17 protein-coding genes and 1 tRNA gene are annotated in these 24,823 nt (G+C 70.7%); 9 read left to right on the forward strand and 9 right to left on the reverse strand.

Annotated features, from left to right (window positions below; translation table 11 throughout):
* Positions 1-18: 18 nt before the first annotated feature.
* Positions 19-92 (reverse strand) — tRNA-Lys (locus OG206_RS20875).
* A gap of 245 nt (positions 93-337) precedes the next feature.
* Between OG206_RS20875 and OG206_RS20880 the strand changes: the two genes are divergently transcribed.
* The 6 genes from OG206_RS20880 (at position 338) to OG206_RS20905 (ending at position 9,427) form a co-directional block, all read left to right on the forward strand.
* Positions 338-1,348: a LacI family DNA-binding transcriptional regulator gene (locus OG206_RS20880; RefSeq protein WP_327118282.1), complete on the forward strand. Its 1,011-nt coding sequence runs from the start codon at positions 338-340 to the stop codon at positions 1,346-1,348.
* Positions 1,349-1,515: 167 nt separating this feature from the next.
* Complete coding sequence (locus OG206_RS20885) at positions 1,516-2,880, forward strand: extracellular solute-binding protein (protein WP_327118284.1); 1,365 nt, start codon at positions 1,516-1,518, stop codon at positions 2,878-2,880.
* Between the two features lie 2 nt (positions 2,881-2,882).
* Positions 2,883-3,863 carry a carbohydrate ABC transporter permease gene (locus OG206_RS20890; protein ID WP_327118286.1) on the forward strand — a complete coding sequence of 327 codons (981 nt, stop codon included), beginning with the start codon at positions 2,883-2,885 and terminating at the stop codon, positions 3,861-3,863.
* A 14-nt stretch (positions 3,864-3,877) separates the two neighbouring features.
* Positions 3,878-4,765, forward strand: coding sequence for a carbohydrate ABC transporter permease (locus tag OG206_RS20895; RefSeq protein ID WP_327118288.1), 888 nt, complete (start codon positions 3,878-3,880; stop codon positions 4,763-4,765).
* A 28-nt stretch (positions 4,766-4,793) separates the two neighbouring features.
* Positions 4,794-7,739, forward strand: a complete 2,946-nt coding sequence (locus OG206_RS20900) for a carbohydrate-binding protein (protein WP_327118290.1) — start codon at positions 4,794-4,796, stop codon at positions 7,737-7,739.
* Between the two features lie 71 nt (positions 7,740-7,810).
* Positions 7,811-9,427 (forward strand): glycoside hydrolase family 13 protein, encoded by a 1,617-nt coding sequence (locus OG206_RS20905; protein ID WP_327118292.1) that lies wholly within the window; start codon positions 7,811-7,813, stop codon positions 9,425-9,427.
* A gap of 51 nt (positions 9,428-9,478) precedes the next feature.
* Here OG206_RS20905 and OG206_RS20910 read toward each other — a convergent pair whose 3' ends face one another.
* From OG206_RS20910 to OG206_RS20935, 6 genes are all read right to left on the reverse strand, one after another.
* On the reverse strand, positions 9,479-10,237 hold the full coding sequence (locus OG206_RS20910; protein WP_327118293.1) for an IclR family transcriptional regulator: 759 nt from the start codon (positions 10,235-10,237) through the stop codon (positions 9,479-9,481).
* A gap of 176 nt (positions 10,238-10,413) precedes the next feature.
* The gene (gene ehuA, locus OG206_RS20915; protein WP_327118294.1) at positions 10,414-11,247 is read right to left on the reverse strand and encodes an ectoine/hydroxyectoine ABC transporter ATP-binding protein EhuA; all 834 of its coding nucleotides are present in this window, start codon (positions 11,245-11,247) and stop codon (positions 10,414-10,416) included.
* Positions 11,237-11,881, reverse strand: coding sequence for an ectoine/hydroxyectoine ABC transporter permease subunit EhuD (ehuD, locus tag OG206_RS20920; RefSeq protein ID WP_327118295.1), 645 nt, complete (start codon positions 11,879-11,881; stop codon positions 11,237-11,239). Before ehuD ends, ehuA begins: the two co-directional genes overlap by 11 nt.
* On the reverse strand, positions 11,878-12,612 hold the full coding sequence (ehuC, locus tag OG206_RS20925; protein WP_327118297.1) for an ectoine/hydroxyectoine ABC transporter permease subunit EhuC: 735 nt from the start codon (positions 12,610-12,612) through the stop codon (positions 11,878-11,880). Before ehuC ends, ehuD begins: the two co-directional genes overlap by 4 nt.
* 19 nt (positions 12,613-12,631) lie before the next feature.
* Positions 12,632-13,534 carry an ectoine/hydroxyectoine ABC transporter substrate-binding protein EhuB gene (gene ehuB, locus OG206_RS20930; RefSeq protein ID WP_327118299.1) on the reverse strand — a complete coding sequence of 301 codons (903 nt, stop codon included), beginning with the start codon at positions 13,532-13,534 and terminating at the stop codon, positions 12,632-12,634.
* Positions 13,535-13,752: 218 nt separating this feature from the next.
* Complete coding sequence (locus OG206_RS20935; RefSeq protein ID WP_327118301.1) at positions 13,753-14,712, reverse strand: D-2-hydroxyacid dehydrogenase; 960 nt, start codon at positions 14,710-14,712, stop codon at positions 13,753-13,755.
* A gap of 176 nt (positions 14,713-14,888) precedes the next feature.
* On the opposite strand from OG206_RS20935, the gene OG206_RS20940 reads away from it, so the two are divergent.
* Both OG206_RS20940 and OG206_RS20945 read left to right on the forward strand, forming a co-directional pair.
* A complete protein-coding gene (locus tag OG206_RS20940) occupies positions 14,889-15,653 on the forward strand; it encodes a maleate cis-trans isomerase family protein (protein WP_327118303.1) in 765 nt (254 codons plus the stop codon).
* 88 nt (positions 15,654-15,741) lie between these two features.
* Positions 15,742-16,842, forward strand: a complete 1,101-nt coding sequence (locus tag OG206_RS20945) for an LLM class flavin-dependent oxidoreductase (RefSeq protein WP_327118305.1) — start codon at positions 15,742-15,744, stop codon at positions 16,840-16,842.
* A 40-nt stretch (positions 16,843-16,882) separates the two neighbouring features.
* Here OG206_RS20945 and OG206_RS20950 read toward each other — a convergent pair whose 3' ends face one another.
* A complete protein-coding gene (locus OG206_RS20950; protein ID WP_442805880.1) occupies positions 16,883-18,721 on the reverse strand; it encodes a putative bifunctional diguanylate cyclase/phosphodiesterase in 1,839 nt (612 codons plus the stop codon).
* A gap of 401 nt (positions 18,722-19,122) precedes the next feature.
* Here OG206_RS20950 and OG206_RS20955 point away from each other — a divergent pair, with 401 nt between their 5' ends.
* On the forward strand, positions 19,123-20,364 hold the full coding sequence (locus tag OG206_RS20955; protein WP_327118307.1) for a M6 family metalloprotease domain-containing protein: 1,242 nt from the start codon (positions 19,123-19,125) through the stop codon (positions 20,362-20,364).
* Between the two features lie 97 nt (positions 20,365-20,461).
* Here OG206_RS20955 and OG206_RS20960 read toward each other — a convergent pair whose 3' ends face one another.
* Positions 20,462-24,628: a carboxypeptidase regulatory-like domain-containing protein gene (locus tag OG206_RS20960; protein WP_327118309.1), complete on the reverse strand. Its 4,167-nt coding sequence runs from the start codon at positions 24,626-24,628 to the stop codon at positions 20,462-20,464.
* Positions 24,629-24,823 lie beyond the last annotated feature (195 nt).

The raw sequence follows: 24,823 nt of genomic DNA on the forward strand, positions 1-24,823 counted from the left end.
CGCCCACTGTGGTGTCGGTGCGCCGTCAGGGACTCGAACCCCGGACCCGCTGATTAAGAGTCAGCTGCTCTAACCAACTGAGCTAACGGCGCCGGCTGACTCGAAAATAATACCTGGCCCGCGGGGGTGCTGACGACACGCACCCGGCCGCCTCGTCGATGCGCGTACGGGAGCCCCCGAGCCCCTCCTGCCCGACGGGGTCCGCTCCCTTCCGGGCCCCTGTACCGATGCCCTCGAGTCCCTGTACCGATCCTGCGGGAAGCCGGTCGTGACAAGTTCGTCGGTTTTTTTCGTAAGTGATCTTTATTTTTGCGTAGCTCTTTGTAGGGTGAACTCCGTGGCGAAACGACGACTCTCTCAAGTGGCCGAGTACGCGGGTGTCAGCGAGGCGACGGTCAGTCGCGTCCTGAACGGCAGCCCCGATGTGGCGAGCGCGACCCGCGAGGCGGTGCTCAGCGCGCTCGACGTCTGCGGGATCGAAAGGCCCCGCCGGTACCGGGCGGAACGGGCCGCCCTCATCGGCCTGGTGGTACCCGATCTGCAGAACCCGATCTTCTCCGCCTTCGCCGAGGCGCTGTGCGGACTGCTGAACAAGCGCGGCCTCATACCCGTGCTGTGCACCCGGACCGCCGACGGCGTCTCCGAGGCGCACTACATCGAGATGCTGCTCCAGCAGAACATCGGCGGCATCGTCTTCATCGGGGCCAGCTACGCCGACGCGGGTCCGGAACACGGCCGTGCGCTGCGCGAGCGCAGGATCCCGATGGTGCTGATCAACGCCGCCGACGAGAACCCCGGGGTCGCCCAGGTCCGCGTGGACGACGCGCTCGCCGCCGACCAGGCGCTGACCCATCTCGCGGCCCTGGGTCACGAACGGATCGGTATGGTCCTCGGTCCGGTGGGGCACGTCCCGTCGGCCCGCAAGCTCGCCGGCTTCGCCGCCTTCTGCGCCCGCCGGGGTGTCGCCGCCGATGACTGGCGGCGCCTGGTGGTGCACGCGCTCTTCACCATGGAGGGGGGTGCGACCGCCCTGCCGCGCCTGCTGGCCGAAGGGGTCACCGGGATCGTTTGCGCCAGCGACGCCCTGGCGCTCGGGGCGGTCCGCGGCGCCCGCCGGCAGGGGGTGTCCGTACCGCGTGACCTCTCCGTGGTGGGGTTCGACGACTCGCCGTTCATGGTGGCCACGGACCCGCCGCTGACCACCGCACGGCAGCCGATCCAGGCGATGGCCTCGGCGGTCGTTGCCTCCCTGGCGGCGCAGATCGAGGGCCATGCGGGCGCAAACGAGCTCATGATGTTCGACACCGAGCTGATCGTCCGCGGCTCCACGGCCGCCCGGCCGGCCTGAGGGTCCCGGGGGTCATCCGTGTTTCTTGCGCAAGCCGCGGAGATTACTTTCTTGCGTTAATGCATTGACTTCTTGCGTAACGGGCTTCTACCTTCAGCGCAGCTCAGTGCTCGGGGTCCGACAGCCCCGCAGCGGACCTCCAGGAAGGCGCGAATCCCATGGTTGGCATGCCAGGCATCAGCAGACGTCAGGTTCTCGGCTCGGCGACGGCCGCCGCTCTCGCTCTTGCGCTCACGGCGTGCGGCGGATCCGGCTCCTCGCCCTCCGGCGTGGACAAGGACGGGGTGGTCACGATCAGCGTGAACGGCATGCCGGCCAAGACGCAGGCGGTCGACCGCGCGAACTTCCTGGAGGACGTCAAGGTCTTCGAGAAGAGCCACCCGAAGATCAGGATCGACGCCCGCGAGGGCCAGATGGACCCCAAGACGTTCGCGGCGAAGCTCGCGGGCGGTCAGCTGGAGGACGTGTACTACGTCTACTTCACGGACCCCGCCGGACTGATCCAGCGCCGCCAGGCCGCGGACATCAGCAAGTACGTCGGGGAGGTGCCGTTCTTCGAGGACATCGACCCCGCGCTGATGAAGGTCTTCAAGGACGCCGGCGGCCGGACGTACGGACTGCCCACCGGCAACTACTCGCTCGGTCTTCTCTACAACCGGGCGCTGTTCACCAAGGCCGGACTCGACCCCGCGAAGCCGCCGGTCACCTGGGAGGAGGTCCGCACCGCCGCGAAGAAGATCAGTGCGCTCGGTGACGGCACCGTCGGATACGCCGACTACAGCAAGAACAACCAGGGCGGCTGGCACCTGACCTCGTGGATCTACTCCATGGGCGGTGACGTGGCCACCCGGCAGGACGGCAGGTGGAAGGCCGCGTTCGACAGCGAGGCGGGCCACAAGGCACTCCAGGCCCTTCACGACATGCGCTGGACCGACAAGAGCATGGGCACCCGTCAGCTCCTGGAGATAGCCGACGTCCAGAAGATGATGGGCTCCGGCAAGCTCGGAATGTACATGGCCGGACCCGACAACATCCCCACCATCGTCAAACAGTTCGAGCGGGAGTACGCGGAGTACGGCCTCGCGGCGCTCCCCGGCACCGCGACCCTCGGCGGCGGCGACGGCTTCATGTTCAACCCGAAGGCGTCCCCGGAGAAGATCAAGGCCGGGCTGCAGTGGGTCCAGTGGAAGTACCTGCGCAGCCCCGAGCGCGAGGCGGTGGACAGCAAGCGGGCCAAGGCCGCCGGCGTGCCGATCGGACTGCCGCAGCCCCGGCTCCTCGCGGGCGAGGCGCAGGCGGAGATCGACAAGATCCACGACCAGTACGCCAACACCCCGGTCGAGAACTACCAGCCGTTCATCGAGCGGAACGCCCAGGTGGAGACCAAGGTCGAGCCGCCCAACGCACAGCAGCTCTACACGATCCTCGACGGTGTCATGCAGTCGGTGCTGACCAAGAAGGACGCGGACATCGACGCGCTGCTGGCCGAGGCCGCGAAGAAGGCCGACGTCGTGCTCGCCTCGGTGAAGTGACGATGTCCGCCCAGCCGCTCTCCGCAGCCGCGGAGAAGAGCACGGAAGAGGACCCTCTGCCTTCGCCCCGGCCCCCGGCCGGGACACGGGCGGGGGCGGCGGCCGGGAACTCCCGGTTCCGCAGGGCCGTTCGCGAGAACCTGGCCGCCTACCTCTTCCTCGCCGCCGGAGTGCTCTGCTTCGCCCTCTTCTCCTGGTACCCGATCGTGCGCGGGGTCCTGCTCGGCTTCCAGCAGGTCACCTTCGCCGAACCCGCCCGGTGGGTGGGTCTGGACAACTTCCGGCGGCTGTTCGACGACCCGCTGTTCCTGACCGCCTGGCAGAACACCGGCTACTTCACCCTGCTCGCCCTGGTCCTCGGCTTCGCGGCCCCGTTCGCCACCGCCGTCGTCCTGAACGAGCTGCGGCACGGCCGGCCGTATCTGCGCATGACCGTCTACCTGCCGGTCATGCTGCCGCCCATCGTCACCATGCTGCTCTGGCGCCAGTTCTACGACCCCGGCCCCGGCCTGTTCAACACCGTGCTGGAGACCCTCCGGCTGCCGGCCCAGCAGTGGCTGGAGTCGGAGAACCTCGCCATGGTCTCCCTGGTCCTCGTCTCCACCTGGGCCAACATGGGCACCACCACCCTGATCTACCTGGCGGCGCTCGGCGGAATCCCGGGAGAGCTTTACGAGGCCGCCGAGCTGGACGGCGCGTCGATCCGGCAGCGGTTGTGGCACGTCACGATCCCGCAGATGCGGTTCATCCTGATGATCACCCTGCTGCTCCAGGTCATCGGCACCATGCAGGTGTTCGTCGAACCCTTCGTCCTCACCGGCGGCGGACCCGACGACGCCACCGTCACCGTGCTCCTGCTCCTCTACCGCTACGCCTTCGTCTACAACGACTTCGGCCTGGCCAGCGCCATGAGCACGCTGCTCTTCGTCGTGCTCGGCCTCTTCTCCGTCGTCTATCTGCGCCTCACCCGGAGCAAGGGCTGAGAGGGAGTACCGCCATGGCTGCCGAAACCCCCGCACGCACACTGATCGCGCCCGCCGAGATGAACCGCCGCACCGGCCGGTTCCTCTACCGCTTCGTGCTCGCCGCCACCCTGACCGGTTTCACGGTCGCCTTCGTCCTCCCGCTCTACTGGATGACGTCGGGTGCGCTGAAGTCCTCCTCCGAGCTGGCCGACCCGAACCCCACCCTGTTCCCGGAGAGCTGGCACCCGGAGAGCTACACCGAGGCGTGGACGAACGTCGGGCTCGGCCACTTCTTCCTCAACACGCTGGTGCTCGCCCTCGGCGCCTGGCTGACACAGCTGCTGGTGGACGTGTCCGCCGCGTACGCCCTGTCGAAGCTCCGGCCGGTGCTCGGCAACGTCGTCCTCGGCCTGATGCTGGCGACGTTGATGCTGCCGGTGTCGGCGCTGCTCGTGCCGACGTACCTGGCCGTGGTCGACGTGCCCCTCTTCCACGTCAACCTGATCAACACACCGTTCGCGATCTGGCTGCCCGCCGCGGCCAACGCCTTCAACATCTTCATCCTCAAGCGGTTCTTCGACCAGATACCCGCCGAACTCCTCGACTCCGCACGGATCGACGGAGCGGGCACGCTCAGGGTCCTGGCGTCGGTGGTCCTGCCGCTTTCCCGCCCGGTGCTCGCCGTCGTGTCGATCTTCGCGGTCGTCGGAGTCTGGAAGGACTTCCTCTGGCCCATGCTCGTCCTCCCCGACGAGGCGAAGCAGCCGATCACCGTCGCGCTCAACCGGCTCTCGGAGTTCATGCCGGCCAACCAGCTGCTGGCCGGGATGGTCATGGCGAGCATCCCCCTGCTCGTCCTCTTCCTGATCTTCCAGCGCCACATCATCGCGGGTCTCACCGCGGGCAGCCTCAAGGGCTGACCCGCCCCCAAGGGAAGGGCACACTGCCGTGTCTCCTGCACCAAGAAAGCGCTCCCGGGCCGCCGTCCGGCTCACGTTCCCCGTCCTCGCGTCCCTGCTCGGCACCGTGCTGTACGGGGTCGGGGCCGCCCAGGCGGCCACCGTCACCGTGGAAGCCGAGTCGTCCCAGCTGTCCGGGGGCGCCGCCGTGTCCACCGATCACGGCGGCTACACCGGATCCGGATTCGTCGGCGGCTTCACCGACGCCCACAAGGGATCCGCCTCGGTGTCCTTCGGCGTGACCGCCCAGGCCGCGGGCACCGGCTCCATAGCCCTGCGGTACGCGAACGGCACCGGCGCGACGATGACGCTGAGCCTGTACGTCAACGGGGCCATGGTCCGCCAGGTCAGCCTGCCGCCGACCGCGAACTGGGACACCTGGGCCACGCAGCGAGAGACGGTCACCTACGCCAAGGGCGCCAACACGGTCGCCTGGACGTTCACCGGCTCCGACAGCGGCAACGTCAACATCGACAACAGCACCGCCGACACGTCCGCGGGCACGGGCACCCCGACCCCGGCCGGCGCCCTGGAGGCGGAGTCCGCACAGCTCTCGGGCGGTGCCGTCGCCGCGGCCGACCACACCGGCTTCACGGGCACCGGCTTCGCGGGCGGCCTCACCGACGCCAACAAGGGCTCCGCCTCCGTCTCCTTCGGCGTGAACTCCGCCGAGGCAGGGGCCGGTTCGGCAGCCCTGCGGTACGCCAACGGCACCGGCGCCACGATGACGCTGAGCCTGTACGTCAACGGGGCCAAGGTCCGCCAGGTCAGCCTCCCGGCGACCGCGAACTGGGACACCTGGGCCACGCAGCAGGAGGCGGTGACGTACGCGAAGGGGGCGAACACCGTCGCCTGGACGTTCACCACCGCCGACAGCGGCAACGTCAACATCGACAGCCTCACCCCGGCCACCCCCACCGTGCCGACCGACCCCGGCGGCCCCACCACCCTGACCCACCAGGCCGAGGACGCCTTCGCCTCCGGCGGACCGGCGAGGGCCACCGCCGTCACGGGCTACGAGGGAAGCGGCTACCTCTCCGGCTTCACCGCCACCGGTGCCCGCGCCGTGTTCGCGGTGAACGCCCCCGGCGCCGCGACGTACCCGGTGACCGTGCGCTACCGCACCCCCGACGCCACCGCGTCGACCATCACCCTGCTGGCCAACGGCACCACCGTCCGGCGGCTCACCCTGCCCGGCACCGGCGGCGCCTGGAAGAGCGCCGCCACCGACGTGCCCCTGCGGGCCGCGCTCAACCACGTCACCCTGCGCACCGCCTCCGGGGACAACGGCACCCTCCAGCTCGACGGCATCGAGGTCACCGGCTCCACGCCCGACAGCACCCGGGGCGCGACCATGCCGTACACCGCCTACGAGGCGGAGAGCGGCAGCACCGACGCCGGCACGACCGGTCCCGACCGCACCTACCTGACCGTCCCGTCCGAGGCATCCGGCCGCAAGGCCGTCGTCCTGGACGCCACCGGCGAGTACGTGCAGTTCACGCTGACCAAGCCCGCCAACGCCCTGACCCTGCGCTACTCCGTCCCGGACAACGCGGCGGGCACCGGCATCGACACCACCCTCAGCGTCTACGCCGACGGCACCCAGCTCCGGGACCTGCCCCTCACCTCCAAGTACAGCTGGGTCTACGGCGGCTACCCGTACACCAACAACCCCTCCCAGGGCTCGGGCCACCACTTCTTCGACGAGACCCGCACGCTGCTGACCGGGACGCTCCCGGCCGGCACCGTGCTGAAGTTCCAGAAAGACGCGGGCGACACCGCAGCCTCCTACACCCTCGACCTGGTGGAGACCGAGACCGCGCCCGCCGCGCTGACCATGCCGTCCACCGGCTTCGTCTCCGCGACCACGCTCGGCGTCACCCCGAACGACTCCGGCGACGACACGGGCGCCCTGAACACGGCGCTGAACACGGCCACCTCCCAGGGCAAGGGGCTCTGGCTGCCCGCCGGCACGTACGACATCTCCGGGCACGTCGACCTCGCCGGCGCCGACCTGCGCGGCGCCGGCCAGTGGCACACCGTGCTGCGGGGCAAGAACGGCAAGGGCGGGCTCTTCGGACGCGGCGGCACCAGCAACGTCCAGGACCTGATGATCGCCGGTGACGTCTCCTACCGTGACGACGCCAACTTCGACGCGGCGATCGAGGGCGACTTCGGCAACGGGTCCACCCTGACGAACCTCTGGATCCAGCACACCAAGGTCGGCCTCTGGATCGACGCCCCGACCAACGGCCTGTACGCCTCCGGGCTCCGCATCCGCGACACCTTCGCGGACGGCGTCAACCTCCACAAGGGCACCAGGGCGACCGAGGTCTCCCGGAGCAGCGTCCGCAACACCGGTGACGACGGACTCGCGATGTTCTCCGAGGCCCAGGCCGTCACCGACAGCGCGTTCCGCTTCAACACCGTGCAGCTCCCGATGCTCGCCAACGCGGTCGGCATCTACGGCGGCAACGACAACCGGGTCGAGGACAACATCCTCGCCGACACGGTCACCGGCTCGTCCGGCATCGCCATCAGCAGCCGCTTCGCACCGGTGCCCTTCAGCGGCACGACGTCCGTACAGCGCAACACCCTGACACGCACGGGCGGTTACGAACCGAACTGGCAGAGCAAGCTCGGTGCCCTCTGGATCTACGCCGACTCCTCCGACATCACCGCACCCGTCCTGGTCAAGGACAACGAGATCCTCGACAGCACCTACAGCGGACTGCTCGTCTCCTGGCAGAAGAACGTCAGCGGGCTCACCGTCGACGGACTCAAGATCGACAAGGCCGGTTTGTACGGCATCGAGATCGACTCCGCGGGAGCCGGAACCTTCTCCCGCGTGACCGTGAGCGGCGCGGCCGCCGGCGGTCTCTCCAGTGCGGGTGGTTTCGCGATCACCCGGGGCGCCGGCAACACCGGCTGGTAGCCCGACCGGTGCGGGCCCGCCCCTGACCTGCGGGCCCGCACCACCTCATATATACCGAGCAAGGAGTCTCAGTGACCACCCACTGGTGGCGGCACGCCGCGATCTACCAGATCTACGTACGCAGTTTCGCGGACGGCGACGGAGACGGCACCGGCGACCTCGCCGGCGTCCGCAGCCGCCTCCCGTACCTGCGCGAGCTCGGCGTGGACGCCCTGTGGTTCACCCCCTGGTACACCTCGCCGATGGCCGACGGAGGCTACGACGTCGCGGACTACCGCGACATCGACCCGCTCTTCGGCACCCTCGCCGAAGCCGAGCGGCTCATCACCGAGGCCCACGGGCACGGCCTGCGCGTCCTCATCGACCTGGTGCCCAACCACTGCTCCGACCAGCACCCCTGGTTCCGGGCCGCGCTCGCCGCCGGCCCCGGATCGCCGGAGCGGAGCCGCTTCTGGTTCGTGCCGGGCCGCGGCGCGGACGGCGAACTCCCGCCCAACGACTGGACGTCCTACTTCGGCGGCAGCGCGTGGACCCGGGTGACCGAGGCGGACGGCAGCCCCGGGCCCTGGTACCTCCACATGTTCGCCCCCGAACAGCCGGACCTGAACTGGGAACACCCCGAGGTGCGGGCCGAGTTCGAGGACGTCCTTCGCTTCTGGCTGGACCGGGGCGTCGACGGATTCCGCATCGACGTGGCCCACGGACTGGCCAAGAAGCCCGGGCTGCCCGACGTCGGAGCGGACCCGGACGTCACGGACCTGCCCTACCAGGACTGCGACGCGGTGCACGACATCTACCGGTCCTGGCGCAAGATCCTCGACACCTACGACGGCGAGCGCACCTTCGTCGGTGAGGTCTGGCTGCCGACCCCCGAGCAGTCGGCACGCTACCTCCGCCCCGACGAGCTGCACTCGGCGTTCAACTTCGAGTTCCTGTGCTGCGCGTGGGACGCGGACGCGCTGCGCCGGGTCGTCGCGGAGACCTTCGCCGGACTCGCACCGGTGGGGGCGCCGCCCACCTGGGTCCTGTCCAACCACGACACGATCCGCCACGTCACGCGCTACGGCCGCGAGGACACCTCGTTCGACATGGGCGACAAGCGGCTGCTCGACCCGAGCGACCCGGTGCTCGGCCGCCGCCGGGCCAGGGCGGCCGCGCTGCTGACCCTTTCCCTGCCCGGTGGGGTCTACGTCTACCAGGGGGACGAACTGGGCCTCCCCGAGGTGCAGGACCTGCCCGACGAACTGCTCCAGGACCCCACCTACGTGCGCTCGGGCGGCACGGACCGGGGCCGCGACGGCTGCCGGGTGCCCTTGCCGTGGAGCGGTTCCGGTACATCGCTCGGCTTCTCGCCGGACGGCGCCGCGCCCTCCTGGCTGCCGCAGCCGGCGTCCTGGTCCGGGCTGGGCGCGGAGGCGCAGCAGGACGATCCGGAGTCCTTCCTGAACCTCTACCGCACCGCGCTGGCGCTGCGCCGCGAACGCCTGGTCCCCCTGCCCGAGACGCTGACCTGGGTGGATGCCGGGCCCGGGACGGTGTGCTTCGACCGGCAGGACGGCTTCCGCTGCCTGCTCAACGCGTCGCCCGCGGCGATCGGGCTCCCGGACGGCGCGCGGGTCCTGCTCGCCAGCGGCCCGCTCCCGGACGGCGCGGTCCCGCCGGACACCACGGTGTGGCTCTCCCTCTGAGCGTCGGCGTGGAGGCGCTTCCGGGTTCCCGGAACGCCTTCGTGTCCGGACTCAGAGCGCGAGCGACAGGAGCACGGGCGCCGCGCGCCGGTTCAGCGTGGCCGCGGCGGCCCGCAGCCGGTGCGCGTGCTCGATCGGCAGCGACAGCGCCAGGCAGCCGGCCGACGAACCCGCCGTCAGCGGAACCGCCGCGCACACGGTGCCCACGGCGTACTCCTGCAGATCGAGGACGGGCACCGTCGCCGGCTGGCTGTCCAGCTTGGAGAACAGCACCTTCTCGTTGGTGATGGTCCGGGACGTCAGCCGCGCGATCCGGTGCCGGGAGAGGTGGTCGCGACGGCCGTTCTGGTCGAGCTGCGTCAGCAGGCACTTGCCGATCGCGCTGGCGTGGGCCGCCGAGCGGAAGTCCACCCACTCGTTGACGGCGGGGGTGCGCGGCCCGTCCGCCACCTGCGTCACACGGATCTCGCCGTCGACGTACCGGCTGACGTAGACCGCCGCGCCGACCGAGTCCCGGAGCTGTGCCAGGGTCTGCTGGAGTTTCGCCTCCAGGGCCTGCCGGCGGGCCGATCCGGAGCCGAGTTCCAGGAGCGAGGCTCCGATGACGTACGCACCGTCGGTGACCTGTTCGACGTATCCCTCACGGCGCAGGGTCAGCAGGAGGGGTGCGAGGTGCCCGGTCGGCAGTCCTGTCTCCCGGGAGAGCTGGGCGACGGTCACGCCGTCACCGTGCGTGGACACCGATTCGAGCACACGCAGGGCGTACTGCACCGAATGGAACGGCGCCTTCGGCTCCGGCTTCAACGCCACGGGTTCCCCCTCAGGTCCTCTGCCAGGTCGTGATCGCACGCTTCCGTCCCACGATAGTCGCCAAGGCACCTGTTCGGAGAGGGTGTTGACGAGTAATTGGTGCGCCCCGGCCTTGTCAGCAGGGGCGCACCCCGGAGGCATATGACGCAGTCATGCGCACTATGCCAACAGCAAGGTCACAGCACCGCGTTCAGGAATGCGCGTGTACGTTCGTGCTCCGGATCGGAGAAGATCTTTTCCGGCGAACCGGACTCCACGACCTTCCCCGCGTCGAACATCAGGACCTTCTCCGACACGTCCCGGGCGAAGTTCATCTCGTGGGTCACACAGAGCATCGTGATGTCGGTGTTCCTGGCGATGTCGACCAGCAGATCCAGCACACCGGCCACCAGCTCGGGATCCAGCGCGGACGTCACCTCGTCGAGGAGCAGGATCTCCGGGCGCATCGCCAGCGCCCTGGCGATCGCGACGCGCTGCTGCTGTCCGCCGGACAGCTGCGACGGGTGGGCGTCGGTCCTGCCGGCGAGCCCCACCAGGTCGAGCAGCTCCCGGGCCCGTGTCTCCGCCTCGTCCCGGTCCATCCCGAGGACGTTGACCGGCGCCTCGGTGATGTTCTGCAGGACCTTCATGTGGGGGAAGAGGTTGAACTGCTGGAAGACCATCCCGATCTTCTTCCGGGACACGCGCAGATCCTTCTCGCCCGCGGGTTTCAGCGCGCCCGAGGGCGTACGCACGTGGGACAGCGGTGAGCCGTCGACCCAGATCACGCCGTCGCTGACCCGCTCCAGCGTCATCAGCAGCCGCAGGATCGTGGTCTTCCCCGAACCGCTCGGCCCGATCAGAGTGACGTGCTCACCGCGCCGGACGGTGAAGTCCAGCTCGTCCAGGACCACGTGGTCGCCGTAGCGCTTGACGACCCTGTCGAAGCGGACCAGGGGTTCCACACCGGTCGTCCCGGTGGCCGGAGCCGCGTCCGCGGGGTCCTCGATGGGGGCGGATTCAGTGGCCAAGGCGCTTCTCCAGCTTTCTCATCAGCAGCGAGGTCGGGTAGCTCGCGATCAGGAAGATCAGACCCGCGAGCGTCCAGGCCTCGGTGTACGCGAAGTGGTCGGCCCCGTACTTCCGGGCCTCGAAGACCATCTCCTGGACCGTGATCACGGCCAGGAACGGGGTCTCCTTGAACATCGAGACGGCGTAGTTGCCGAGGGCGGGCAGTACGTTGCGCACCGCCTGGGGCAGGATCACCGCCTGCCAGGTGCGCCGGGGCGACAGCGAGAGGGCCCGGCAGGCCTCCCACTGCCCCTTGGGCACGCCGTCGATCCCGGCCCTGTACACCTCCGAGGTGTACGCGGCGTAGTGGACGCCCAGGACGACGATGCCGACGGTCAGCGGCTCCACGGAGGTGAAGACGGCGGCCGCGCCGACCAGTTGCACCAGCAGAGGGGTGGAGCGGACGAACTCCATGACCGCCTTCACCGGCAGCGTGACGAGCCGGGAGGGGGCCCGTCCGGCCACCGCGATCGCGAGTCCGAGCACCGCCGCCACCAGTGTGCCGAGCAGGGTCGCGAGCAGGGTGACCCGGAAGCCTTCGAGCAGCAGGGGGAGGGCCTCGCGGGCCGCCTCCCAGTCGAATGTCCGGTTCACCGGGTGCCTCCGGCCGTCGTGACGGGTTCGGCTCCGCGGGTCCTGAACACACCTGCCGCGCCGGTGTCCAGGCCGAGGCGCCGCTTGGCGTTCCGCTCCAGCAGGTTCATCAGCAGTGTCAGCGCGTAGGCGAGCACGAAGTAGACGGCGAGCAGCAGGAGGTAGGCCGTGAGGCTCTCACCGGTCAGGCTGCGGACGTGCTCGACCGCCGTCATCAGGTCGGCCGCGGAGAGCAGCCACAGCAGCGGTGTGGCCTTCAGGAGCTGGATCAGCAGGTTGGTGAAGGAGGGGATCATCTGTACCCAGGCCTGGGGAAGGATCACCTTCCGCATCCGGTGGAACGGGGTCATGTTCAGTGCCACGGCCGCCTCGTACTGCGCGCGCGGCACGGAGTTGACCGCGCCGCGCACGATCTCGGCGCCGTAGGCGCCGAAGTTGAGGCCGAAGGCCACCACCCCGCAGAGAAGGGGCGCCAGTTCGTAGCCCGTCAGCTGCGGCATCGCGTAGTAGAACCAGAACAGCTGGACGTAGAGCGAGGTGCCGCGGAAGAACTCCACGACGGTCCGGGAGACCCCGCGCACCGACAGCAGCCGGCTCCCGGCCATCAGGCCGAGGACGAAGGACAGCACCAGCGCGAGCAGCGAGCCGAGTACGGTCGCCTCCAGCGTCACCCACAGCCCCGATCTGATCTGTGGCAGTTCGTCGAGGAAGGTGGAGAAGAAGTCACTCATACGGTGTGGTCCGCTCCCGTCAGCCCTTGCACAGGTCGGCGGTCTTCAGCGTGGCCGGCGGGACCTCCGTCGCGCCGAAGCCGTAGTCCCGCAGCAGGCCCACATAGCGCGACCGGTCCGAGACGATCTTCTTCAGCTCACGGTTGAAGGAGTCCCGCAGGTCCTCGTTGCCCTGGCGGAACACCGCGCCGCCCGGGGAGAACTGCTGCTTGCCGTCCAGCTCCGGCACGAAGGCCTCGGTGACCTCGGTGTCCGGGTTGGTCTTCGCCAGCCAGCGCAGGGAGATGCCGGTGAGCAGGAAGGCGTCGACCCGCCCGCCCTTCACGGCGTCCGCGCCGTCCTGCGGCTTCTGCAGCGTCTTGATCCTGTCCTCGGGGATGCCCGCACCCTTGGCGTACGAGGCCTCGACGGCACCGGACATCACCCCGACGGTGACCCCCGCGGCCTCGGCGGACGCCAGGTCGGTGAGCTTTCCCGGGTTGCCCTTCTTCACCATCAGTGCGGTCGGCGAGATGAACTCGGGCTCGGAGAAGAGGGCGTTGGCACAGCGCTCGGGGGTGATGGCCATGCCCGCACTGACCACGTCGTACTTCCCGGCCTGCAGTCCGGGGATCAGCCCGTCCCACTCGGAGAGGGTGGGCTTCAGCTCGTCGACGCCGAGCGCCTTGAATATCTCCCGGTGAAGGGTGGGCGCCTCGCCCTTGAGCTGCTTGCCCTCCATGTAGCCGTACGGGGCCTCGTTGGCGTACGCGACACGGACGAAGCCCTGCTTGCGGAGCTTGTCCAGGGCGCCCTCACCGTCCGCCGCGCCGGAGCCGGTCCTGCTGCACGCGGAGAGCAGGCCGGGGACGACGAGCAGACCTCCCACGGCCGCGGTTCGGTTGAGGAAGCCCCTGCGGGACAGGTGAGGGAAGTCAGCCATGGTTCGCGGTCTCCTGAAGAAATCGGGGTGTCGAACGTTCCGGACAGGCTGAGCACCTGCCCGGTCCGGGACGTCTATGCAGGAAGCGCTGTCATGTGACCGAACGGTGGCCGGAGGGAGACCTTCCCGTGTTCCGTCGGGGGCGGAGGGCGACGGCCGGTGTGCGGGGCGTATCGCCCCCGGCCGGTACGTTCATGACTGGCCGTTATGCCGGAATGTCAGAGCGGGATGTCCGGAGACGGGACGTAACCACGCCGTATGTCCACCACGTTGGGCAGCGAGTCACCGGATGCCCAGCGCTCGTACATCGAAACGAACTGCTCGCCCAGCCGGTCGCGCCAGCCGGCGGTGTCGCCGCTCATGTGCGGGGACACCAGGAGGCCCGGCACATCCCACAGGGGGCTCGAAGGGTCCAGCGGCTCCTCCTGGAACACGTCGAGCGCCGCGCCCGCGATCCACCGCCTGCGGAGCGCCTCGGCGAGGTCGCCCTCGACGGTCAGCTGTCCCCGGCCCACGTTCACGAAGTGCGCCGAGGGCTGGAGGAGGCCGAAGAACCGGGCGTCGAACATCCCGCGCGTCGCGTCCGTCAGCGGAGCCGCGGAGATCACCCAGTCCGCACCGGCGGCCAGCCGGTCCAGGTCCTCGACGCCGTGGATCGACCGCCGTGCCGTGCGCCCCACGAGCGCCACCCGGACGCCGAGGCCGTGCAGCAGCCGCATGATCTCCCGGCCGACGGGGCCCGCGCCGACGACGACCGCGCGGCTGCCCGCGAGCCTGCGCGTCTCGCGGTGACGCCACCGGTGCTCGCGCTGCAGCGCCAGCGTGCCGGGCAGGTCCTTCGCGAAGGCGAGCACGAGGCCGGCGACGTATTCGGCGATCGGCAGCTCGAAGACGCCCCGGGCGTTGGTGACGACGGTGGACGACGCGGCCAGCTCCGGGCACAGCAGCCGGTCCACCCCGGCGCTCGCCGTGTGCACCCAGCCGGGGCGGGGTCCCTCGCCCGGCCACGCCTCGCGGACGGCGTCGGAGGTGAAGTCCCAGACGAGCAGCACATCGGCTTCCGGCAGCTGTGCGGCGAGTGTCCGCGCGTCGGCGTACCGGACGTGGGCGCGGCCGGTCAGCCGGCCCAGGCGTGGTGGCGGGTCGGTGTCCAGGACGAGGATCACGGGAGTGGTCATCAGGAATGACCACGCTCGCACCGGGGCACACGCCCGTCAACACGGCCTCCTGTGCCTCTGAGGAAACCGCAGGTCACGGGCGTTGCGGGCGGCAGTATGCCCCCAAAAGGGGAATACTTGTCCCAGACAGGGGCAGCGGTGGAGGCACGACATCCGGACGCACGGGAAGGATGGACATGACGACCGTAGGACTTCTTTATCCGGGCCACTCCGCGGAGGACGACTTCCCGCGGATGGAGGTCATGCTCGACAGCGACATCAGGGTGCCGGTGTTCCACACCGATATCGACGAGGACGCCCGCAGGCCCGATTCCCTCCGCGACGCCGGTACGCCCGACCGCCTGGCCGCCGGTGTCGAGGAGCTGCGCATGGCCGGCGCCGAGTCGCTGGTCTGGGCCTGCTCGGGCGGGAGCTTCGCCTACGGCTGGGACGGCGCGCACGAGCAGATCGCGGAGCTGGCCAGGGCGGCCGGGCTCCCCGCCTCCAGCAGCTCCTTCGCCTTCGTGCACGCGGTGCGCGAACTGGGCGCGTCCCGGGTCGCCGTAGCGGCGACCTACACCGAGGACGTCGCCGCGCTCTTCGCCGGCTTCCTCGGGGCCGGGGGTGTCGAAGTGACCGCGACGCGAGGCGCGGGCATCATCAACGCGTCCGACGCCGCGTCCGCGGACGTGGACCGGGTCAAGGAGCTGGCCGTGGCCGGCAACCACCCCGACGCCGAGGTGGTCCTGCTCCCCGACAACGCCCTCCACACCGCCGCGTTCGTCCCCGAGCTGGAGGAACTGCTCGGCAAGCCGGTCCTGACCGCGAACCAGGTGGCGGTCTGGGAGGGGCTCAGGCTCGCCGAACGCCGTATCTGGGCGCCGACCCTCGGCACCCTCTTCGCGACCCGCGAACCCCCGGTGGGCGCCGGTGAGCCGCGGGGTATCGAGGTGCGCGAATAGCCGCGCCGACGCGGCGGCGCGGGAATAAGCGGAGCCACCCTCCTGTTTGCACCCTCCGATACGCAGACGCACCGGAGAGGCCGAACACGTGGAAGAGAACCGAGGCGACGGGATTCGCGGCACCGCTGGAGGGACGGCTCCCGTCCCCCTCTCCGTGCTCGACCTGGTGAGTGTGGGCGCGGGCCGCACCGCGAGCCAGGCCCTGCGCACCAGCGTGGACATCGCGAAGCTCGCCGAGCGGCGCGGTTTCCACCGCTACTGGGTCGCCGAGCACCACTCGATGCCCGGTGTGGCCTCCTCGTCGCCCGCCGTCATCCTGGCCCACCTGGCCGCGTACACCGAACGCATCCGGCTCGGGTCCGGCGGTGTGATGCTCCCCAACCACGCGCCCCTGGTCATCGCGGAGCAGTTCGGCACCCTGGAGGCGATGGCACCCGGACGCGTCGACCTCGGCCTCGGCCGCGCACCCGGCACGGACGGAGCCACCGCGGCCGCTCTGCGCCGCACGGACCGGCTCAACGAGGGCGCCGACGACTTCCCGGAGCAGCTGGCCGAGCTCACCCGTTTCCTGGACGACGACTTCCCCGACGGCCACCCCTACGCCCGGATCCACGCCGTCCCCGGCCCCGTCCAGGCCACCTCGCCCGGAGGGGTCCAGTCGGCCGCCCGGCCCCCCGTCTGGCTGCTGGGTTCCTCCGGCTTCAGCGCCCAGCTGGCGGGTGTCCTCGGGCTGCCCTTCGCCTTCGCCCACCACTTCTCCGCGCGGAACACCGTGCCCGCCCTCGACCTGTACCGCGAGTCCTTCCGGCCCTCCGCGGCGCTCGACGCCCCCTACGCCCTCATCGGGGTCTCGGCGCTGGCGGCCGACGAGGAACGCGAGGCCAGGCGACAGGTGCTGACCGGCGCCCTGTCCATGGTCCGGCTGCGCACCGGCCGCCCCGGCCTGGTGCCGAGCCCCGAGGAGGCGGAGGCACACGACTTCAGCCCCATGGAACGCGAGTTCGTCGACGGCTGGCTGAAGAACATCGTCCACGGCACGCCGGACGAGGTCCGCAGCGGCCTGGACGACCTGGCCAAGCGCACCGGTGCGGACGAGCTCATGATCACGGCCAACGCGCACGGCGGCGAGGCGCGGCTGCGCTCGTACGAGCTGATCGCGGACGCCTATGGGCTGCCCGGGGCGGCCTGACCGGCGACACTCCCGGATCACCGGCACCCGGCCCCGGGGCTCAGCCCTCCAGGGGCCGGGTGCCGATCAGTTCGGCGATGCGCTCCGGCGCCACCGCGCGCGAGTAGAGCCAGCCCTGCCCGGTGTCGCAGCCGATCCGGCGCAGGCGCTCCGCCTGGCCCGAGGTCTCCACGCACTCCGCGGTGACCGTCAGGCCCAGGCGGTGCGCGAGCTGCACCATGGCCTCCACGATCGTCTCGTCGGCCGGGCTGGGATGCGCGCCGTCCTCGTAACGGAAGCCGCGCACGAAGGAGCCGTCCAGCTTCAGTACGGAGACGGGCAGCCGGCTGAGATAGGCCAGGTTGGAGTAGCCGGTACCGAAGTCGTCGATCGCGATCCGCACCCCCATGTCGCTGAGCGCCCGGAGCACCCGCAGCGGCCGGCCCGACGAACCCATCACGGCGGACTCGGTCAGCTCCAGTTGCAGCAGGCCGGGATCGAGACCGGTCTCCGCGAGGATCTCCGCGACGTCGGCGACCAGGTCCGAGTCCCAGACCTGCCGCACCGCGACGTTGACGCTGATGAACAGGGGCCTTTCGTCCGGGTGTTCCAGCTGCCAGCAGCGCGCCTGGCGGCAGGCCGTACGCAGCACCCACCGGCCGAGCTCGACGATCGTGCCGTCCTCCTCCGCGATCGGCACGAACCGGCTCGGGGCCAGCAGCCCGAAGCGCGGGTGGTTCCAGCGGACCAGGGCCTCGACACCCCGTACGACCTCGTCGGCCATGCCGACCAGCGGCTGGTACTCCAGCGTGAACTCACCGCGGTCCACGGCGGGCCGGAGCGTGGAGGAGAGCGCCTGCCGGGTCATCCGGTGCGCGTTGCGTTCGGGGTCGAAGAGGGTCCAGCGTGCCCTGCCGTCCGCCTTGGCCCAGTACAGCGTGGTGTCGGCGGCCTGCATCAGGGCGGTGGCCGAGGTGCCCGCCGTGGCCCGCTCCACCACGCCGATCGACGCGGACACCGACAGCCGGGTCCCCGAGACGTCGAACGGGCGCTGCAACGCGGTGAGCACCGAACGGGCGAGTTCGGTGAGCTGGTGCGTGCCCGCCGAGTCCTCGATCAGGATCGCGAACTCGTCACCGCCCAGGCGCGCCACCAGGTGCCCGCCGGCGTGGTGCGCGTCGGCCTCGGCGCAGTCGGTGAGCCGTCCGGCGACGGCGGCGAGCAGCCGGTCGCCGATGCGGTGCCCCAGGGTGTCGTTGACCGCCTTGAAGCCGTCGATGTCGAGATAACAGAGACCGATCCGGCCCTCCCGCCGCGCAGCGCCCTCCTGGAGGGGCGGGGTCTCCAGGGCGCCGGTGAGGCGTTCGAAGAACAGGGTGCGGTTGGGCAGGCGGGTCACGGGATCGTGTATGCGCAGATGGCGCAGGCGCTCGCGCAGTTCGCGCCGGTCGCTCACGTCGGCGAGGGACAGCAGGACGCGGCCCGTGCCGGTGGCGGGGTCTCCCATGGGTACGACGGTGACCTCCGCCCACAGGGGCCTTCCGTCGGCGTGCTTGAGCCGCAGGGTGCACCGCAGCCGGTGGCGTTCGCCGCTCAGCACCTCGCCGTACGCACGCCAGGTGGAGCTGTCCGAGGTGAGGCCGACGAGTTCCGCCGCCGGCCGGTGCGCCAGGGCCGCGGGGTCGGCGCCGAGCAGACACCCCAGCGCGTCGTTCGCCCGGACGACCTGACCCCGGTCGTCGACCACGGCCATGGGGAGGGCGGCGGCCGAGAAGGCGGCGCGGTAGTCACGCAGCTCGGAGAGACCGGACCGCTGATGGTCACGTTCCGTGACCTCCGGTGGCCGGGTGCCGCGGGTCACGCCCGTTCCGGGCGTCGGCCCTTCGGGGGTTCCGCTCACCACTCGCTCCCACTGTGCAGATCGTCGTGAACAGTTGTCGCCGGGCAGGGTTTCCGGGTGGCGTGCCGCGCCGGAGGCGGTGGCCACGCGGGAAAACGAGGTGAAGCATAGAGGGTGGCGCATCGGCGGTACCAGCGTGCCCGACGTTTCGGGCCCACGGCATGCGCATGGCCCACGGCTGTCCCTCGTATGGCGTCGTTCTGCATTTTGCGCAGAGATGATCGATTCTGTGACGATCTGGTCTCTTTGGATTCCAGGGTGAGCGATTGTGACTTTCCGTGAGTGAACCTCGTCGGGGGCATGGTGACCAGGCTGACCCGTGTGGGGCAGCACAACAGGGCGTACGCCGTCGACTCGGCTCAGGGTGAGGAGAAGTCCGCATTCGCCACCCGGAGGTAGATGTGCCGCGTCAGCACGGACCCGGGGGAGTGGGAAGGCCGAGCCTGCGCAGCGCCGCGGCGGCCTTCACCTCCCTCCTGGCGCTCGCCGCCACCGGACTCGTGGCCGGCCCCGCCGTGGCGGCCTCGCGCGACGCGGGACCCTGCGCGCTGCCCAGGACCGGAGCCCACCACTCCCTGGGCCTCGACACGTGGAACGGCTCCTATCCGCGCCCCGACCGCGGCCTCGACGCGGTCATGGTCTTCCTGTCGTTCCCGGACTCCGAGCCCGCGGTGCCCCCCGACGTGCTGGCCGCCGACTACTTCCCCTCCACCACCCGCTTCTTCGAGCGCGCCTCGTACGGGAAGTTCGAACTCCGCGCACATCCCCAGCGGGAGTGGATCCGCATGCCCCGCCCCTCCACCTGGTACGGGATACAGCGGGACTGGGGCTCCGAGCGGCGCAGCGACTATCTGCGGGACGCCATCGCGGCGGCCGACGGACGGATCGACTTCTCGGATTACGACATCGTCTACCTCGTGGCCGACCCGGACGCGCCGGGAGTCGACTCCGACGCCACGAAGGTCGTCAACTTCGACCGGCCCCTGCGGGCCGACGGCACGGACATCCGGCGCGTGGTCACCGTCTTCGAGGAGCACCCCCCGGACCGTAACGTCCTGGCGCACGAGACCGGGCACGTCTTCGACCTGGCCGATCTGTACCACCGGCCCGAGGACGGCAAGGGCGACTGGGACACCTACGTCGGCGACTGGGACGTGATGGGCAGCCAGTTCGGCCTCTCACCCGACCTGTTCGGCTGGCACAAGTGGAAGCTCGGATGGCTCGGCGGGGAACAGGTGGTCTGCGTGCAGGGCGCCGCCGACCTCACCCTGGAGCCCATGGCCGAGGTGCCCGTGCCCGGCGCGTCCCTCGGCACCCGGCTCGCCGTCATCAGGACCGGATCGGACACCGCACTGGCCATCGAGGCCCGCAGCGCCACCGGCAACGACCGCACCACCTGCACCGAGGGGGTGCTGATCTACCGCATCCGCAACGCCACGCCGTCCGGCGGCGGGCCGGTCGAGGTGCTGGACACACACCCCCGCTCCGACGCCTGCTGGGACCGGTCGGTCTACCCGCCCCTCGCGGACGCCCCCCTGCGGGAGGGCGAGCGGTACTCCGTGCCGGGGGAGCGCATCCGCGTCGAGGTCACCGACCGGACGAAGTCGGGAGCGTGGACGGTCCGGGTCACCACCGGCATCTGACCGGAACCGCGGGTGGCTGCCGACGGCGGGCCGCCGGGTCCCGATGCGGCGGGGCGGGGCGGTCCCCGGGGACCGCCCCGCCCCTCCGTCCCGGTGGTTACTGCCTCTTCAGGGTGAAGTCGCCGGTGACGACCGCTCCCTTCGTGATCTTCAGAGTGGTGGCCGCGGGCTGGTAGCCGTCCTTGGCGGCGATGACCTGCAGCGGGTTGTTCCGGGAGTCCAGCCACAGGGAGTAGGTGCCGTCGACGGCCGTCCGGAGGGAGTAACTCGCCGCCCACGTGGTGATCTGGACGGTGGCTCCGGCGAGCGGCGCGGCGGTGCCGTCGCGCTGGACGCCGCGGATCGTTCCGGTGATCTTGCCCCAGGTCTTCGGCGGGCTGACGCGCAGCGACACCGGAAGTTTGCGTATCCCGTACGGGGTGTCGTTGTCGAGCGCCAGCACGGCGGAGAAGTCACCCGGCTGCACGACCTCGGGTACCGAGGCGTCCAGCGTCACGGTGACGGTCGTGCTCGCGCCCGGCTGCAGGGTGAACCCCTTGGTGTCCGCGCTCAGCCAGGTGACGTCCGTCGCCCCGCCCTGGTCGTAACCCGGCAGGAGTTCCACCGTGTTGCTGGGGGTGTAGGGAGCGCTCCCGCCGCCGACCTTGTACAGGCCGAGTCCGGCGCCGCCGCGGTACGTCGCGACATTGGCGTTCGGCAGGGTGGACCAGGCACCGGCCTCCGGGTCGTAGGCGAAACCCCGGTTGGTGAGGGCGTTGTCGGTGACGCCGCTCGAGATCACGAGCTGGTCGTTCGCCGCGGTGTAGGACGAGCTCCACAGCGGGATCGGGAGATCGGGGAGCGCCGTCCAGGTGTCGGCGGCCGGGTCGTAGACATAGGCGTGATCGCTCTCGCCACCGGAGTCGGCGTTCCCTCCGGCGCAGTACAGCTTGCCGTTGATGCCTCCGCAGGACTCCCAGGCCGTCCGCTCCGGGTAGTCGGCGATCCGGGACCAGGCGTCGGCGTCGGGGTCGTACGCGTACGCCTCGACGGTGCCGCACCGGACGTCACAGCCGCCCACGGTGTAGAGCTTGCCGTCGAGAGCCGCGTTGCCCTGCCCCGCGTACGGCGCGGGGGCAGGCGCGCCGGTGCTCCAACTGTCGGTGGCCGGGTCGTAGATCTCCAGCTTGGGGTCGGTGGTGTTGTCCGGACGCCAGCCGCCGACGGCGTAGAACTTGCCGTCGATGAACTGGGCCGAGGGGGCCTCCCGGGGGTCCGCCGCGGGGGCCAGTTCGGTCCAGCTGCCGACGACCGGGTCCAGGGCGTACATCTGGTCGGTGACGTCGAGCCCGTTGAATCCGAAGGCGGAGTACACCTTGCCCTCGGATGTGCCGACCGCGTTGCCGAGGGTCGTGTCCGGGAGGTCGGGGGCGCTCTGCCATGCGGTGCCGGAGGCGGTGGCGGCGGGTTTCCGCCCGGCCGCGGTCTTCCCCGCCCTGCTCGCGTGCGGGGAGAAGTCCCCCTTGACGGTCTGCAGCGGTGCGCCGGTGCCGGCGGACTGGAGGTGGAAGCCGCCGGACCTCTCGCCGACCGTGACCGTGGCGGGTGCGCCGCCGGTGTTCTTGACCGTCAGACTGCGGGTGGCCGACTTGCCCCAGCCGACCGCGGCGCCGACGGAATCCGGGTTCAGGGCCAGCTGCCCGGCCTCGAGCTTGTAGGAGGCCGGGACGGTGCCGTCGGCCGCGACCGCCACCGACTTGGTCAGCGGCGTGTAGCGCGACCTGGCGGCGGTGATCTCGCGCTTGTCGGGGCCCGGCGAGAACATCAGGTAGAGGCCGTCGTCGAGCGCGGGGTCTCCGGGGGTCGCGACCGTGGTCGCGGTGATCTTCGGGTCGTCCTTCGCGGTGACGGTGGCGCCCACCAGGCCCTTGCCGGTGTTGGCGTCGGTCACCACGCCGGTGACGAGGCCGCCGGGGGTCGGAGCGTAGTCGCGGTTGCCGACGAAGACGTCATCGATGCCCCACCACCACGCGAACTCGGTGACGAAGTGGAAACGCACCCGGACGTCCGGTTCGCCGGCGAAGCCGGTGAGCGGGACCTCGACCCTTTCGTGGTCCCCGAAGCCGGCCGTCGTCCTCCACACGGTCTTCCAGGTGGCTCCGCCGTCGGAACTCGCGTCTGCCGAGATCGCGTCGTCGCCGAACGCCCAGTACATGGCGCTGAAGGCGAGCTCGGGATCGGCCGTGCCGGTGAGGTCGAAGGCGGGGCTGATCAGCTGGGAGTCGAAGGGTGTCCCGATCGTCGCGTTGTCGGCGACGGCGAAGGAGCCCTCACCGCCGGTCTGGTTGCCGTGTCCGCCCCGGTCGTCGAAGGACCAGCCGGCCTCGGTGCCGTCGGCGTCGACGACCTTCCAGCCCTGGGGGGCCGAGCCGGTGGCGGCGAAGTGCTCGGTGGGTCCCGCCAGGTGCACCGCGTAGCCGGGAGCGGTGGCCTTCCAGCGGTCCGCCGACAGCGGCACCTTCAGTGACTGGGGTGTGTCGCCGACCGTGACGGTCCTGGTCGCGGGTGTGTAGCCGGGCAGGGACGCCTCGGCGTGCAGAGTGTAGGCGTGGCCCTGCGGGAGGCCGAGTGTGAACGCACCGGTGGCCGGGTCGGTCCACACCGGGCCGCCGGGGACCCCGTCCACGGTGATCCTGGCGTACAGCGGCCAGCCGTGACCGGAGCCGTCGGTGACCTTGCCGGAGACCGGCTGACTCGGCACGGGCGTCAGCGCGAAGTCCCGGTCGAGCGTGGCACCGTCGGTGACGGCCACGTCCTCGGCGGCGCCGGTGGCGTAACCGTAGGCGTCGACGGTGACGTCGTGCGTGCCCACCGGGATGTCGAGGGTGTAGCGCCCGTCGGCTCCGCTGCGTGCGGTGAAGCCGTCACCGGCGCTGACCACGGCACCCGCGAGCGGCGTGCCCGCGGACCGGTCCGTGACGGTGCCGGACAGTCTCCCGTGCGGGCCGGTGCGGAAGGCCCGCAGGCCGTCGGGGGTACCCAGGCCCGTCGGGCCGTCGTATCCGGCGGTTCCCGAGCAGAGGTAGGCCGGTGTACAGGTGCCGTTGCTGCCGCCGGTCACGTCGTGCAGGCCGGAACCCGCTGCATAGGGATAGGAGTTGGGATACGTGCCGGCGACAGGGGTGCCGGCGTTCGCGTAGACACCGGCGATGATGGGCGCGCCGGCGCTGGTGCCGCCGTACTGCGCCCAGCCGCCGCCGCCGTACGTCTGGTACACGGCGACGGGGGTGGCGGGGTCGGCGACGGCGGCGACATCGGCGACCGCCCGGTTCTCGCAGCCGGTGTCCTTCTGGAAGGCGGGCTTCGGCTGGTAGAGCGAGCATCCCGACCCGGCGCCGTCCCAGACGGTTTCCGACCAGCCGCGCTCGGTGCCGCTGTCGGCGGCCAGGGAGGTGCCGCCCACCGCGGTCACGTGCGGCGACGCGGCCGGGTAGGTCACGCCGTATCCGAAGTCGCCCGAGGAGGCGACCATCGCCACGCCGGGGTGGTCGTAGTGGGATTCCATCTCCGTCGAGTCCGAGGGGTCCTCACCGCTGCCGGAGCGGTAGTCGGTCCCGTAGGAATTGGAGACGAACTTGGCACCCAGCTCGACCGCCTTGTCCACGGCGGCGCCGAGGTTCTCGAAGCTCGGGCTGTCGGCCTCGACCAGCAGGATGTGGGCGTTCGGGGCGACCGCGGAGACCATGTCGAGGTCGAGGGATATCTCCCCGGCCCAGTCGGGGTCGGGCTGCGGGTAGTCGGTGCCGCCGCGCTGGTCGACCTTCCTGAAGCAGCCGTTGTCCGTGGTGCAGGCGGGCAGGCCGTACTGCTCGCGGTAGACCGCCAGGTCGTCCTCGGCGGTCGGGTCGTCGAACGCGTCGACGACGGCGATGGTCTGCCCCGCACCGCCGTCCGCCGGCAGGTTGTAGGCCGAACGCAGGTCGGCCGGCCCGAAGCCGCCCGGAGCAGCCGCCGTCCGCAGGCCCTTCGACGGCTTCACATCGGTGCGCCGCAGGGCGAAACAGGTGGCCTCTCCCCTCTTCGCGGCACCGCAGGAAGCCTCGAAGGGCACCTGTGCGTCACCCGCCGCGGTGGGTGCGGCCACGGTCCCGGTCGCGAGGGACGGGTTCTGGGCGTAGGACGGTGTCTGAACTCCCAGCACGGCCACCGCGGCTGCGCTGAGCGCCGCCAGCCAGGTGAACAGCGGCCGCCTGAGGGGCGGGCGGGATATGTGTAACGCGCGCAATGTCCGGCTCTCCTGTCAACACGCAAGGCATCGGAATCGAGAAGGTTCGGCGGCGATCTTGCTGCGGCCGGAGTCCATTAGCGGAGTGATCTTGCTCGCGTGTCAACGCCGTCAGGGCAGAAAGAACGGACCCGGTCGCGCCGTGGTCCAGCCCGATGCGGACGTATCCGGATTTCGGAAGCCGCTCGCCGGTCC

Origin of the sequence: Streptomyces sp. NBC_01341 (assembly GCF_035946055.1) — a bacterium.
Lineage (GTDB): Bacteria > Actinomycetota > Actinomycetes > Streptomycetales > Streptomycetaceae > Streptomyces.

Bases quoted from the DNA above. Each gene is read 5' to 3' on its own strand.
- OG206_RS20935 (WP_327118301.1), bottom strand. From the start codon at position 14,712: ATGACCACTCCCGTGATCCTCGTCCTGGACACCGACCCGCCACCACGC.
- OG206_RS20885 (WP_327118284.1), top strand. From the start codon at position 1,516: ATGCCAGGCATCAGCAGACGTCAGGTTCTCGGCTCGGCGACGGCCGCC.
- OG206_RS20895 (WP_327118288.1), top strand. From the start codon at position 3,878: ATGGCTGCCGAAACCCCCGCACGCACACTGATCGCGCCCGCCGAGATG.
- OG206_RS20890 (WP_327118286.1), top strand. From the start codon at position 2,883: ATGTCCGCCCAGCCGCTCTCCGCAGCCGCGGAGAAGAGCACGGAAGAG.
- ehuC (WP_327118297.1), bottom strand. From the start codon at position 12,612: ATGAGTGACTTCTTCTCCACCTTCCTCGACGAACTGCCACAGATCAGA.
- ehuB (WP_327118299.1), bottom strand. From the start codon at position 13,534: ATGGCTGACTTCCCTCACCTGTCCCGCAGGGGCTTCCTCAACCGAACC.
- OG206_RS20940 (WP_327118303.1), top strand. From the start codon at position 14,889: ATGACGACCGTAGGACTTCTTTATCCGGGCCACTCCGCGGAGGACGAC.